The following is a 13,808-nucleotide window of genomic DNA, read 5'->3' as shown; positions in this document are numbered from 1 at the left end:
ATGTTATCTTTCGTCGATATACGGATAAATACGCGCCAAGCTCAAACAGTTTCGGCATTTCAATGAAAATGATTCGACTCGATGACGTCCAGATCTTCGTGCACACGGTGGACTACGGCAGCTTCTCAGAGGCGGCGCGCCAGTTGAATATCGCGCCCGCCCATGCGAGTGCGTCAGTGCAGCGACTCGAAAAGGCGCTGGACACGCGCCTGTTCACCCGTTCGACGCGAAGCATGCAACTGTCGGACGCCGGGGAGCGATATCTGCCGCATGCGCGGGTCATGATTGGTGCGCTGGAGCAAGGCGAGCAGGCCCTGGCAAACAGCCGGGGGGCGCTGACCGGGCCGCTGCGGCTGTCCGCTCCGTCTGACTTTGGTCGAAACCTGCTATTGCCGTGGCTCGATGAATTTCAGCACCTGCATCCTGGATTGTCGCTGCACCTGAAAATGAGCGACCGGGCGGCCGACCTGATCCTCCAGCCGCTGGATGCCGTCGTGCGCTACGGAGCGCTAGCTGATTCGTCTCTTCTGGCCATGAGGCTGGTCGACAACAACCGACGTGCATTGTGTGCCGCGCCATCATACCTCGAGCGGCATGGCGCACCGGCCAAAGTAGAGGACCTGCGGCGACACAACTGTCTTCGGTATGTCTGGAGCGAGCAGATACACGAACGCTGGTGCTTTACCCCGCCTGGTGGCGATCGCACCGTGGCAGTCACGGGTAATCGCATCAGCGACGATGCCGATGTCGTCCGTCGCTGGGCGATAGCCGGGGAAGGACTTGTCTATAAGTCGCGGCTGGACCTCATCGACGATCTGAAGGCAGGTCGACTGGTGGAGTTATTTCCCCCGGAGTATTGCGAACCTGCGCCGCTGCACCTGATTTGTGCTCACCGTGCGCAACTGTCGCCGGCGATCAACGCGTTGCATGCTTTCCTGCAGGAGCGATGTGCTGCATTGCTCGCCAGCTATCCATTGAGAGGGCACTCAGGCCGTACTCGCGATTTAAATGGCCGCCTCCAGGGCGCAACGGACGTCTGAATGTCCGAACGTCGTTGCCCGCGAAGGTCGTCTGTTGGCCGACTGTACTCATTCACAGATGCCGGCCGAAAGCGGCCGTCGACGATTTCGACGACCGCTTTACGGGACCTTCAGCGAACTGGTGCTCTCGGCCAGAAGAAGACATCGGCCTGTTTCATTTCCCCGCACGGAGATGGCTGTTTCCAGACCGGAAGCAGCCATTTCTTGCCTTGTAAATCGTTTGTCGGCCAGTGCCAGCAGAGGGCCGGCGGCCTGCACGCGTGGGCGGTTTCAGCCTTACATAGATCCTGAAGCTCGCGCAACCGCGCTGGTAGGGCCTGTCACCGTGCTCATCGGCTCGAACTTGCCGTTCCTGACCTCGTAAAGCGTCACGGCGGCGGCGCGCAGATCACCCTTGGGGTCGAAGGCGATCTTGCCGGTGACGCCGTCGAAAGCCACTTTCTTCATCGCGGGCAGATAATCGGCCGGAGCGGTGGAGTCGGCGAGTTTCATCGAGTTGATCAGAGCCCATGTCGCGTCATAGGCGTACGGCGCATAGAGCACGACCGCGCCGTACTTTTTAAACTTGTCGGCAAACACCTTGCCGTTGGCCATCTTCTCGAGCGGCTGTCCTGATTCAGCCGACACGGTGCCGTCCGCCGCGGCCGGCCCCGCGAGCTGAACGAACTTCTCCGTTTCGATGGCCGAGCCGACGAGCGGAACCCTCATTGCCAGTCCCGTCATCTGCTTGCGCAGCGGCCCGCCTTGCGCATCGACGCCGCCATAAAAGATCGCCTGTGCGTCCTTCGACTTGATCGAAGTCAGAATGCCACGAAAATCGATCGCCTTGTCGGTGACGAACTCGCGGTCCACCACATCCACGCCCGCAGCCCTCAGCTCCTTGACGACGACGTCCGCAAGGCCCTGCCCGTAAGACGTGCGATCGTCCACCACCGCAACACGCTTGTATCCCTTGCTGGCCATGTACTGAGCGATGACGCGGCCAACTTCGCTGTCGTCACCGATCACGCGGTACGCGGTGGCAAAGCCCTGGCGGGTCAGCTCAGGGTTGGTCGCCGACGGCGAGACTTGCGGTATGCCAGCCGACGCGTACACCTTGGACGCAGGAATCGTCGCGCCCGACGTGATGTGGCCTACCACGCCATTCACCTTCTGATCGACGAACTTCTGCGCCACGGCCACCGCGGTCTTGGGGTCTGCTGCGTCGTCCTCGGACAGCAGCGCGAAATGCACGAGCTGACCTTTGATCTTGATGCCTGCGGCATTGGCATCGTCGATCGCGAGCCTGACGCCGTTCTCCGCATCCTTGCCCACATGCGCGACCTGTCCCGTCAATGGACCGCCGAAGCCGATCGTGACAGTCTGGTCCGCGTACGCAAGACCATTCAGTAAGACTGAGCATCCTACGAGGCATACGCCCTTGAGAATCAGTTGCATGCTAATCACCTTTATTCGCCTGTTTGCAGAACACCGCGTCGAATCTGATCGCGTTCCATCGATTGAAACAGGGCATTGAAGTTGCCTTCTCCGAAGCCGTCGTCGCCCTTGCGTTCAATGAACTCGAAAAACACTGGACCAAGCAACGGTTGCGAGAAGATCTGCACGAGCAGTCGTTTGGAACCATCCTTCGTGGTGCCGTCGAGGAGCAGACCGCGAGCTTGCAGTTCACCCACGTTTTCGCCATGCCCCGACAAGCGTTCTTCCAGCATCTCGTAGTAGATGTCGTTGGGGCCGGTCATCAACGGGATGCCGGCCATCTGCAACGCGTCGACGCTTTTGAAGATGTCGTCGGTGAGCAACGCCACGTGCTGGATTCCTTCCCCGTTGAACTGCATCAGGAATTCCTCGATCTGTCCGGCGCCCTGTTTTGCTTCCTCGTTCAGCGGGATGCGGATCTTGCCATCGGGAGCGGTTAGCGCCTTTGAAGTCAGTCCGGTGTACTCGCCCTGAATGTCGAAGTAGCGAATCTCGCGGAAGTTGAAGAACTTCTCATAGAACGATGCCCAGTACGCCATGCGGCCGCGATAGACGTTGTGCGTCAGATGATCGACGACCTTGAAGCCGTGACCGACCGGCCGGCGATCCACGCCGGGCAGAAACTCGAAGTCGATGTCGTAGATGCTCTTGCCGTCCTCGAATCGGTCGATCAGGTAAAGCGGCGCGCCGCCGATCCCTTTGATGGCGGGAAGACGCAACTCCATCGGACCGGTTGGGATATCGACTGGCTGTGCGCCGAGTTCAAGCGCGCGGGCGTACGCATGATGGGCATCCTTTACGCGAAACGCGAGCCCGCATGCGGAAGGGCCATGCTCCGCACCGAAGTACGACGCGATGCTATGCGGTTCGTTGTTGACGATGAAGCTGATGTCGCCCTGGCGATACAACTCCACCTGTTTGCTGCGATGACGCGCCACCCTGGTAAAGCCGAGCTTCTCGAACAGCGGTTCCAGTACACCGGGCGCGGGCGAAACGAATTCGACGAACTCGAAGCCCATCAGGCCCATCGGATTTTCGAACAGATCAGACATGACTATGCTCCAGTTGCGAGGTCGGATCGGAGGAACCGATCGCCGCTGCGGCATGGCGCGGTTCCACGCAGCGATAGGCGACGTAGACGACCCCGATCCAGACAGGGATGACGAGCGCCGACGCGCGGATGCCGGGAGTGAGCAGCATCACGGTCACGATGGCGGCAAGGAACGCGAGAACCAGATAGTTCGTGACGGGCGCGAACGGAGCGGGAAAGCGCGCCTTGAGATCACGAGCCTTGCGCAACTTGCGAAAGCGCAGGTGCGTGACGACGATCGTGACCCACGTGATCACCAGCGCAGCCACGATCAGTGACATCAGGATTTCGATTACGCTCGCCGGTGCCACGTAGTTCAGCACGATACAGAGCCCCGTGAAGATGCCCGGATAGACGATGGCGCGCACTGGCACACCGCGTTTGTTCACCTGCATCAGCGATTTCGGTGCGTTGCCCTCGCTCGCCATGCCATACAGCAGGCGGCTATTGCAGTACACCATGCTGTTATAGACGGACAGCGTCGCGGTGAGGATCACAAAATTCAGCACATTCGCAGCCATGGTTTCGCCGAGGCCCGAGAACACGAGCACGAACGGACTATGGCTGTAAGTGCCGCCGCCCAACTTCATCTGCGACAGCAATTGCGTCCACGGCGACAGCGACAGCAGCACGGCCATCGAGCCGATATAGAACAGCAGAACGCGGAAGATCAGCTGATTGATCGCTTTCGGAATGACCTGACGAGGCTGGTCTGCTTCGGCAGCGGTGAAGCCGAGCATTTCGACGCCGCCGAACGAGAACATGATGAAGGCCATCGCCATCACGAGCCCGGAGACTCCGTGCGGGAAGAAGCCGCCGTGCGACCACAGGTTGCTGATGGACTGGCCCGGACGATCGGCGCTGGTGAGCAGGTAAGCCCCGACCGCGATCATCGCCAGCACGGCAACGATCTTGATCAACGCGAACCAGAACTCGACTTCGCCGTAGATCTTCACGTTGATGAAGTTCACGCTGTTGATGAGCACGAAGAACACAAGAGCCGTGACCCACGTCGGAATACCGGGCCACCAGAACTGGATGAACTTGCCGACCGCGGTCAGTTCCAGCATGCCGACGAGCACATACAGCGCGACGCAGTTCCAGCCCGACAGAAACCCTGCGAAACGCGAGCCGTAGCGATTGGCGAAATAGCTGAACGAACCGGCGATGGGCTCCTCGACCAGCATCTCGCCGAGAAAACGCATGATCAGGAAGGCCACGAGGCCGCCGATCGCGTAACCGAGCAGCATGGAAGGACCGGCGAGTTCCAGCACGCCGGCGGAGCCGAGGAAAAGGCCGGTGCCGATCGTGCCGCCGAGCGCGATCAGTTGGATGTGGCGATTCTTGAGCTTGCGCTCGAGGTGTCCCGAAGAAGAACTGGTTTGCATGATGTGCGACTCCGCGGACATGTCAGTTGGTCACGAAAAACAGCTTCGCGTGCGTGCCGAAATACCGGACCGTCGCGCCCTTGCGAAGCTCGATCACATCGCCTGCACGGCCTTCGACATGCGTGCCGTCGCTCGCCTCCACGCCGAACACGCCTTCCAGCACGAGGATCACTTCGTCGTACGTCAACGTTTTCGGTTCGCACAGCGCTTCGTGCCAGCGACCAAATCCGCAAGGCAGCTTTGCACCTTCATGATCGGAAATGGCCCATGAAATCTCGGCGATGCCATCGGCGGCTCCTCCTCGATCCTCGGTGCGGATCGAGTCGCCTTTGATCATTCGGATGGACTGCATGTCGATGTCTCCTTGTCTGCATTGATAGAAATAGTGGCGCGCGTCCGCGCGGCAATCCTTGGGACTAGCATTCGTGGCGGCCCGATGCGCGTTCGCGCATCAGCGTCCACTGCACGCCGATGTCGCGCAGCGGGCGCGGCGGGATGTAGCTGGCGGTGCCCTGCACGAGAAAGTCGTCGGTCAGTTCGCCGTGCCGGCCGAGCGCGAGTTCCGCGATCAACATGCCCGCCGCGGTGTGGCGCACAATGCCCGCGCCGTTACAGCACGCGGCCGCATAGACGTTGTCGCTGACCTGACCGAATGCCGGCGCATGGTTGTGGGAGACGGCCAGCCAGCCCATCCAGAAGTGCTCGATGTCCAACGAGCCGAGCTGCGGGAACCGGCGTTCGAGCAATTCAGCATGCTGCACGCGCGCCGCCTGGCGGCGCGTCTCGTTGGTATCGAGCGACGGCGAATATTCGAAACCCTGGCGGATCAGGAGCCGCTTGTCGGTCGTCAGACGCAGCGTCGATCCCGCGACGCCATGCGCTGGCGTGATGCCCCAGTTGCCGTCCGTGCCGAGTTTCGCCTGCTGTTCGGGGGTCAACGGTCGCGTCAGACTTGCGAACAGCAGCACCGGAACCTGTCTGTCGCGAAACACTCCGAATGACTGCGAGAACGCATTGACCGCGAGAATGAGCTTGCCGAAGCGGATCAGACCACCGGACGACGTACGGATGTACGGCGACGGCCCATCGAACTCAGCTTCAACCACCGGCGAGTTCTCGAACAGCTCGATGCCAGCGGGCAGACTGTCGGCGAGGCCACGCACCAAAGCGGCGGGATTCATCAGGCTGGTTCCCGGCGTGTAGATCGCCGAGTAGTAATAGCTCGTGCCGAGCCGCGCCTCGAGTTCGCCGCGCGACAGCAGTTCGAACTCCTCGCCCCATGCGCGCAGGTTGGCGGCATAGGTGGTGAGCACGTCAGTCGCTACCTGACTGGTGACGGCGGCGTGATAGCGGCCGCGCCGTGCCCAATCACAGGAAATTCCATGGCGCTCGATCAACCGTTCGAGTTCGCCGATCGCGAAGCGGCCTACACGAATGGCACACCGGCCCTGTTCGACGGAAGCGGCGGACGTAGACGGCGTGTGCGGCAAATCAATCGCAAAACCGGAGTTGCGCCCCGACGCGTTTTCTCCGACTTCGCCGGCTTCCAGCACCGCGATCGAGTCGTCCGGCCGCAATTCGGCCAGCCGCCGTGCGGCGGCGAGCCCGGCATAGCCGGCGCCGATCACCACCCAGTCGAAGTCGCGCTCGCCGGCGAGCGCATGCCGCGGCGAGCGCTTCGGCAGCAGCGCGCTCCAGCCGTTGGTGTTGTCGTCCTTGGGAAGACGGTCGATGAAACGGGGCATGAGAAATCCGCATTGATCTGATGAAACGCCGTCGAATTCCCGGCAGGCACTCCAACTATAGAACAAAAATAAGTTATTATTGTTAGTGCTTATACCGAGATCGAACGATGGCACGTTCGTGCGGAAAACTCGCGAAAAGGGGGCTTGTCAGCGACTCAGAAGTATTTATTATTGTTTTTGCCATGACCGACCACGCGACCTCCATGCCAACCCCTTCCCCGCGGGGGCCCACTCGCACACGCACCCCGCAAAGCGAACGCGTCGAAGCGACGCAACGCAAGATCATCGAGTCAGCCCAACGGCTGCTTCGCGAAGAGGGCTTCAAAAGCGCAACGCTGCAGGCCATCGCACGCGGCGCCAAGGTTTCGCTCGGCGCGCTGCAACACCACTTTGACAGTCGCGATGCACTGATGGAGCGCCTCGTCGACGAGGCGATGGCGCCGTTGAGCGACCATGGTGCCGTTTGGCCTGATGCGACGCTGCCGTTGCGCGAGCGTGCGCAGACTTTTGTCGAGCGCGCATGGGCAGACATTTTTGGGGCGACGAGTTATCTGACGGCTTGGAGCCTGTTCTTCGGTTGCAAGGCGACGCCGTCGATTTTTAGCCGCATCGATGCGAAGCGTGCAAACGAAGACAGGAAGTTCTTCGCGCGTTTCCTCGAAGCGTTCCCCGAACTCGAACAGCACCATCCGTATCCGAACGGATTTATCGCGTCGGTATTCTCGACGTTGCGCGGCGTCGGCGTGTTCGAGTTGTTCGATGTTTCGACGACGGAAAAACACGAGGAATTGCAGGCGCTCGTGGAAACCATCGTGCGAGCGTGTACGCCAGCAGTCGGAGCACCGCTGGTCCCCCGGACGCAAGGGCGCCAACGAAGGAAATCCACTGCGTAGGGCTAGTGTGACCTACCGTGGACGGTCAGGCGCAATCAGTCTTCTGAGGCGGCGAAAAGTTGCAACGTAAGATCTACCCGATTTCGGGGATTCCGCGAGTCAGCAGTAGGGCCGGAGGCCGCTGAACGTCGGAAAGCGGCCATTACGATATCGCCGATCTGAACGGCCGAAACGGGTCGAGCTTGTGTGAAAACACGCTGATCACCTAAACTGGATTAACTCATTCAGCATTGGTGACCGGATGAAGCGATTCATTGAAGGTGAAGATCGCAAGCAGGTGACATTGCCTTCCGGAGTGCCTGGATGACTTCGTTGCCGAAGACAATCCGGTCAGAATCATCGAGGCGTTTGTTGAAGAGCTTGACCTTGCATCACTAGGCTTCGATGGCGCGATGCCGTCGACTACTGGTCGCCCGTCCTATCATCCGGGCGTGCTGCTGAAGATCTATATCTACGGCTACCTTAATCGTGTCCAGTCCAGCCGCCGCCTGGAACGTGAATGCCAGCGCAACGTTGAATTGATGTGGCTCACGGGACGTTTGACGCCGGATTTCAAGACCATAGCTGACTTCCGCCGTGACAACGGCACTGGCATTCGCAACGTGTGCGGCCGTTTCGTGATGCTGTGCCGTGAACTGAAACTGTTCTCGCAAGCACTGGTCGCCATCGACGGCAGCAAGTTCAAGGCAGTCAATACACGCGATCGCAACTTCACCGAAGGTAAGGTTGATAAGCGCCAGAAGCAGATCGGAGAGAGCATCCAGCGTTATCTGAATGCGTTGGAGACCGCAGATCGTACTCAACCCGCGGAGTTGGAAGCGAAGACGACCAGGCTGAAGGACAAGATCGAGCGCTTGCGCGAACAGATGCGAAACCTGGAGCAGATCAAGGAGCAACTCAAGACTGAGCCTGACGGTCAGCTCTCGACGACAGATCCTGATGCGCGCTCCATGGCGACTAGCGGCAGAGGCTCAGGAATGGTGGGCTACAACGTACAGGTAGCAGTGGACGCCAAACACCACCTTATCGTCGCTCACGAGGTCACAAACTGTGGCAGCGACCGGGCGCAGCTTAGCCCCATGGCAAAAGCTGCGCGCGACGCGATGGGCAAGACCAGACTGCGCGCAGTCGCCGATCGTGGCTACTACAGTGGGCCTCAGATCAAGGAGTGCGCCGATGCGGGGATTGCGGTCATGCTACCGAAGCCGACAACATCAGGTGCGAAATACCATGGCCGATTCGACAAGGCAGACTTCATCTACATTGCGAGGGACGACGAATACCAATGTCCGGCTGGAGAACGGGCAATTTACCGTTACACCAGTGAGGAACACGGATTGCAGCTTCACCGTTACTGGAGCAGTGCCTGTTCGCAATGCGCGATAAAGTCACAGTGCACTCCGAGCGATCAGCGACGGATAAGTCGATGGGAACATGAGTCGGTGCTGGAGGAAGTCCAACGTCGACTGGACAAAACACCTGATGCCATGACGGCACGCAGACGAACAGTTGAACATGTCTTCGGCACGTTCAAGCACTGGATGGGCTACACGCACTTCCTGACGCGCAGGTTGCCCAACGTAGGTACTGAGATGAGTTTGAATGTACTTGCCTACAATCTCACGCGAGTGCTGAGAATCTTGGGCTTTAAGAAGACAATGAAGGCAATGCAGCTTGTGGGGGCGTGAGTACCCCCAGTAGGTCGTGAAAGTAAGCCTTTAAACCCGACCAGAACGCATCAGAGCGGATCCACCTTCGCGTCTGCGCCGTGCAAGTCGTAAGGGCAGTCAAACGCGACGATGGCGTCAAGATCTCGCGTTAGCTTGTAATGCCTTCGCGTTTCCACACGCCCTGGGTCGTGAGGACTCGTTCGCCAATAGGGAAAGCCGACACTCGCCGACACCGGGTCGCGAGTGTCCGCGAGACGATCCAAAACGGCCACACGTTCCTGATCGGCCGCCGTCCGCTTTGGCCGACAACTGCGCGTTGAGCATCGGGCGGGTTTCGGAGTGGACCGGTCGTTCGAACGACCACCGCATGGCTCAGGCGAGCGGCAGAAAGTGGCCGAGAGCACCAGGTCCGTGAACGTGCTACAGAGTTGCCGCTGGAGTCATCAATGGCGGCTACCCGGGTCATGCGGCGTTCCCGCCATTGTGCCCAGAAGACGGGCGACCACGGCACGATCCGCGACGCCGTGTCGATCAGCGAACGTCCAGCCACGGTCGAGGACCGCGCAGTGCCGGGCATTGGGAAGGTGATCTGCTTTGCGGCAGCGGAAGCAGCCAGATTGCGACGCTCGTCGAACGCCAGACACGCTGCTCGCAATCTTCATCAGCATGGACATGACAGCGAGGCGGTTGCCAATGCGCTCATCAAACATGCCTGCAAATTGCCGCAGGAACTCTAGAATTCGCCAATCTGGGATCGCGGCACGGAGATGGCCAGCCTTGCCAGGGATGTTGTGGATCACAGAAGTAGACGGCAATGTCAGTAGCAACAGTAAAGCGTTTGTGGGTGTCTTCCTCGGACGTTCATTGAGCCGCCTCGCCACAGCGTTGAGTTTGGCCCGTGAATACACCGACAGGTCGGTACCTTTCGGGAAGTACCGCCTCAGCAGTCCATTCGTGTTCCCGTTCGACCCAGGCTATGAACTACGAAACGCCAGCCGAGCGGTTTAACCAAACTATTGCATCCACCGGTTGAATCCGCCATTCTTGTCGCCTCGGCATGGTTGTCATTATCTCAGGCCGTCCGCCGTTGCCGCCGTATTCGCGGGCGCGAATGGTGAATAACAGGGACGGCTCATCGATTTTTTAAGCGTGCGCATGTCAAGGCGACACGAATTGCATGTCATTGGCCGTTTCGCATCGTTCCTTTGGTCGGTTTCGGGCTCCAAAACGACAAGGATTGGTTGTCAAACGGCGACATCAATTGATGAACTCTACAATCAGGCGCGCGCCATCGCTCTTGATCCTGAACAGCACCATCGCGTCGAAACGGAAGCGTTCAAGTCGGCGAATACCGGTGTCCGTTCGGTTCCTCACTTTGTCTTTGGGGAAAGCATTGCCATCAATGGAGGGCGCAGCGAAGACGAGATTGCTGCGGCAATACAAGCAGCTTCCGGCGCGATCTCTCTCTGACGCGGCTTCCTCAAATCCAATGACTCGGAACTCGGCGTACGCCAAGTCGATAAGGTTCTGCGATCCGTTGACTGTGTTGGCCGATGCCCGACCAACAAGACCGGCCGTCGGATGACCGCAATACTTCAAGAAGCGACGAAGGGACCGCGATCTTACGACCGACCGCAATGGATCGGGTTGAGTCCGTGCGCTCCCCAAACTCATCGCTCGGAAGCGGTCACTGGATTCAGCGGCCCGCAACCGGCCAGTCGGCAGTGCGCACTCCTGACCCGTTTCTGACGCTCGATGCAACACCGCCTTAACGACAGCTTTCAAGGTGCATCGGTCAATGCTGGTCGAGATACAGCTTGGCCAGTCGTACCTCCGGCCGCACCGTGTCCGCGTTTTGCGTGAGCGTGACAAGCTTCGCGTAGTAGAGTTGCGCCTTCTTATCGTGCGCCAGGTCCGCTGCTTTCGCCGCACCATACAGGCCACGCAGGCGGTTCGGGGTTGCTTGCATCGATGCCTCATACTCCTTCAGCGCATCGGCAGGTCGCTTCAGATCGAGCAACATTTCGCCCAGCAACTCCCGCATCGGGTAAAGCCGGTTCTCCATCGCGACCTGCTTTTCGCTGCCGTCTTCCAGATCGGCGGCGGCGTGCATCTGCTTGAGCGCCTGATCGTCCTTGCCCTGAAGATGATCCAGCCACGCCGAGGCGGCGAGGATTTGAATCTGGACCTGATCGGCCCAGTATGGCTGCTTGGCCTCTTCGAGCTTGGCGCGCAACTGCATGAGCATGTCGATATTGGTCTGCGCCATGTCCGCCTTGCTGCTGCGAGCGCAGCCTAGTGCGCGGGCAAAATACGTGATTGCCTCAGCTTGCGGCCAGCGGCTGCCACGCGGCTCGAGCGTGGCAGCCTCCTGCCAGTCGCCGCGCTCGAGCGCATAGCGTGCCGGGATGGCAGCCAGCGCCGTGTAGACTGCCAGTCGGTCGAATGGAAATTTCGTGGCAGCATTGGCGTCATCGCGCACCTGTTTTGCATGCGCGTCCTGGCCCAGCTGTAGATAGGCGTACTCCATGAAATCCCAGGAATGGGGCGCCCCTGTATGGGTGGCGCCCGGCCAGCTTCTGGCGGCTTCTTCCTGCATCACCTTCAGCGCCGCTTCGTTCGATTTGATGGATGCATCCCACATGCCGAGCATCGAGTAAATATGCGACGGCATGTGCAGGGCGTGCGGCGCCGCCGGGGCGATCTGCGCGTATTTGTTGGCAAACGGCAGTCCGCGCTTCGCGAGCGGCGGGTAGTCGTAGCTGTGGATCAGGTAGTGCGCGACACCGGGGTGGTCGGGCTGCTCACGGTAGATTTTCTCCAGGATCGTTGCAGCCTCGAGTTGGTTGGCGTACGTCTTGTCGCTGGGGTCCGCGGCCTCGTTGAGCGCAAGCGCATAGAAAATCGCGGCTTCCGTATCGTCGGGATATTTCTGCGTCAGGCGCGCCATCGCATGCTCGTATGCCAACGTGCGCTGGCTTTGTGGGACTTTGTCGTAGTCTTTGTAAAATGCTTCGGCAGCCAGCAGCCAATCGCGCTCCCGTTCGGTCTTGGGATCCAGCGCCAATCCCTTCTCCGCAGCTTCCCATCCGCGCTTGAGTGCCGTCTCGTCAAACGGCGGGACCAGCGGATTAGGACGCTGGGCAATTGCAATGCCCCAGTATGCAATCGCACATTGCGGATCGATCTGGGTCACGGCCTCGAACGCCTTGAGTGTCGAAGGGTAAAAGAAGGAATGGAGCATCGCCAATGCCTTCTCAAACTGGCTTTGTGCCGCAAGGCTGCACGAAGTGGGGAACTTCACGGTGCCGAACTTGCCGCCAGTCGGCAGCGCAGCGGGGTGTTCTTCGTGCTGGGCGAGCGCGGGAGCGGATGCGAGGACCGCGAGCAGGCATGCGGTTATTAGCTGCTTGTGATACATGATGACCTCCCCCGCAGGATGAATGGCAAACTTCACGCGAGATCGTCGAAAGCGGTGGTGCCAGGCGGCCCGACGGCGATGCCCATCGCAATGACATTGTCGTGGGCGAGGGCTCCGGGCGCCGTGGACTATTCCGACGGGAGTGAGTGGTGAGCACTCTTTTTCTAGTCAAGGCGTTACGTGCCCACAAGCTCGGAAACCCTGGGCGGCTGCACATTTTCACTAACGGATCGAACGCACAGACTAGTTGCAGCCGCTTAGCCATCAGCCTACCGCGCAGTCGTTCAAAGTTGGATTGGCCGCAAGGCACGGTCCCCGGCATTGGCCGATGAATAGGCTTGCATCGTCACTGATCGAACGGCCGGTTACGGGTGAGGAACGGACGCGTCAATGTCACTGGTACGGTTCGGTCGGATGACCCTTGGTGGCCGCGTCGAGGCAATGCCACTGGCGATCTCCTCGCCGAAGACCGGTCATTGAGCGTGGCCGGACGAGAGTTGGGAGACCGAAGTGGATGGCGACCTCGACCGACCGCTTGTGGCCGAACTGAGTCCCATTGCCTGCCACGTCGGATCCCCTCGCGCGCCTCGCTCCATGCAGAAGGCATAGCCTCTTGAGTCATTCACTGATAACGACGAACCTAAACGAAGACCCGACTTGTGGGTCGATCGTCTTTTGCTGAAAGGGAGCATGAATGTGAGTGGTGCGAGCGTTAAAATCTGCGCGATCCTGGTTATGGTCCCCATAAGTTGGGGCTCGATCCACGCTGGCGCGCACACGGGTGAGAACATGGGTGCTGGCGCGACAGCGCAGCGGGTGGAGGACTCGACGTCGCGGCTTCAGAACAGGCCGGACAGCGCCGTGAGTCGTGACGTCCGCAGCGCCCTTAGGCGGACACCGCGCCTGGATGCTTCAGGGATTCGGGTCAGGGCGCGCCTCGGCGTCGTGACGCTGACGGGATGGGTGCCTGAGCACAGGCAGATCGCGCTCGCCGGCAACACGGCAAGATCGGTGCGCGGCGTCAGATCGGTGACGAATCAGTTGACCTTGCGGAACAGCCGTTAGCCAGCGATTCGAAAAAATGA

At 59.9% G+C, this 13,808-nt stretch carries 10 protein-coding genes and 3 pseudogenes; 6 read left to right on the top strand and 7 right to left on the bottom strand.

Going from position 1 to position 13,808, the window contains the following annotated elements:
* Window positions 1–1,040, top strand: a 1,040-nt coding sequence (locus AB3X89_RS05495) for a LysR substrate-binding domain-containing protein (protein WP_368582215.1), incomplete at its 5' end; no start/stop codon positions are given.
* Between the two features lie 276 nt (window positions 1,041–1,316).
* Here the strand turns inward: AB3X89_RS05495 and AB3X89_RS05490 are convergent.
* The 5 genes from AB3X89_RS05490 to AB3X89_RS05470 form a co-directional block, all read right to left on the bottom strand.
* Window positions 1,317–2,477 carry a branched-chain amino acid ABC transporter substrate-binding protein gene (locus AB3X89_RS05490; protein ID WP_368582214.1) on the bottom strand — a complete coding sequence of 387 codons (1,161 nt, stop codon included), beginning with the start codon at window positions 2,475–2,477 and terminating at the stop codon, window positions 1,317–1,319.
* A gap of 11 nt (window positions 2,478–2,488) precedes the next feature.
* Window positions 2,489–3,568, bottom strand: coding sequence for a 4-hydroxyphenylpyruvate dioxygenase (hppD, locus tag AB3X89_RS05485; protein WP_368582213.1), 1,080 nt, complete (start codon window positions 3,566–3,568; stop codon window positions 2,489–2,491).
* The gene (locus AB3X89_RS05480) at window positions 3,561–4,994 is read right to left on the bottom strand and encodes an amino acid permease (RefSeq protein WP_368582212.1); all 1,434 of its coding nucleotides are present in this window, start codon (window positions 4,992–4,994) and stop codon (window positions 3,561–3,563) included. Before AB3X89_RS05480 ends, hppD begins: the two co-directional genes overlap by 8 nt.
* 22 nt (window positions 4,995–5,016) lie before the next feature.
* The gene (locus AB3X89_RS05475; protein WP_368582211.1) at window positions 5,017–5,346 is read right to left on the bottom strand and encodes a hypothetical protein; all 330 of its coding nucleotides are present in this window, start codon (window positions 5,344–5,346) and stop codon (window positions 5,017–5,019) included.
* 64 nt (window positions 5,347–5,410) lie between these two features.
* Window positions 5,411–6,853, bottom strand: a complete 1,443-nt coding sequence (locus AB3X89_RS05470; protein WP_368582210.1) for an NAD(P)/FAD-dependent oxidoreductase — start codon at window positions 6,851–6,853, stop codon at window positions 5,411–5,413.
* Here AB3X89_RS05470 and AB3X89_RS05465 point away from each other — a divergent pair.
* From AB3X89_RS05465 to AB3X89_RS05455, 3 genes and pseudogenes are all read left to right on the top strand, one after another.
* Window positions 6,847–7,632 carry a TetR/AcrR family transcriptional regulator gene (locus tag AB3X89_RS05465; protein ID WP_368582209.1) on the top strand — a complete coding sequence of 262 codons (786 nt, stop codon included), beginning with the start codon at window positions 6,847–6,849 and terminating at the stop codon, window positions 7,630–7,632. The two genes, AB3X89_RS05470 and AB3X89_RS05465, sit on opposite strands and share 7 nt — an antisense overlap.
* A gap of 241 nt (window positions 7,633–7,873) precedes the next feature.
* Window positions 7,874–9,320 (top strand): annotated as a pseudogene (locus AB3X89_RS05460) (IS1182 family transposase).
* A 437-nt stretch (window positions 9,321–9,757) separates the two neighbouring features.
* A pseudogene (locus AB3X89_RS05455) lies at window positions 9,758–10,036 on the top strand (transposase); the annotation flags it as partial.
* A gap of 111 nt (window positions 10,037–10,147) precedes the next feature.
* Here AB3X89_RS05455 and AB3X89_RS05450 read toward each other — a convergent pair.
* Window positions 10,148–10,273: pseudogene (locus tag AB3X89_RS05450) on the bottom strand (IS30 family transposase); the annotation flags it as partial.
* A 202-nt stretch (window positions 10,274–10,475) separates the two neighbouring features.
* On the opposite strand from AB3X89_RS05450, the gene AB3X89_RS05445 reads away from it, so the two are divergent.
* Window positions 10,476–10,772 carry a hypothetical protein gene (locus tag AB3X89_RS05445; protein WP_368582208.1) on the top strand — a complete coding sequence of 99 codons (297 nt, stop codon included), beginning with the start codon at window positions 10,476–10,478 and terminating at the stop codon, window positions 10,770–10,772.
* Window positions 10,773–11,097: 325 nt separating this feature from the next.
* Here the strand turns inward: AB3X89_RS05445 and AB3X89_RS05440 are convergent, their stop codons facing one another.
* The gene (locus AB3X89_RS05440; RefSeq protein ID WP_368582207.1) at window positions 11,098–12,723 is read right to left on the bottom strand and encodes a hypothetical protein; all 1,626 of its coding nucleotides are present in this window, start codon (window positions 12,721–12,723) and stop codon (window positions 11,098–11,100) included.
* A 690-nt stretch (window positions 12,724–13,413) separates the two neighbouring features.
* Here AB3X89_RS05440 and AB3X89_RS05435 point away from each other — a divergent pair.
* A complete protein-coding gene (locus AB3X89_RS05435; protein ID WP_368582232.1) occupies window positions 13,414–13,788 on the top strand; it encodes a BON domain-containing protein in 375 nt (124 codons plus the stop codon).
* Window positions 13,789–13,808: the final 20 nt, after the last annotated feature.

This window comes from Paraburkholderia sp. BR14320 (genome assembly GCF_040948665.1).
Classification (GTDB): Bacteria; Pseudomonadota; Gammaproteobacteria; order Burkholderiales; family Burkholderiaceae; genus Paraburkholderia; species Paraburkholderia youngii.
This window is presented reverse-complemented; position numbering and strand designations above follow the sequence as displayed.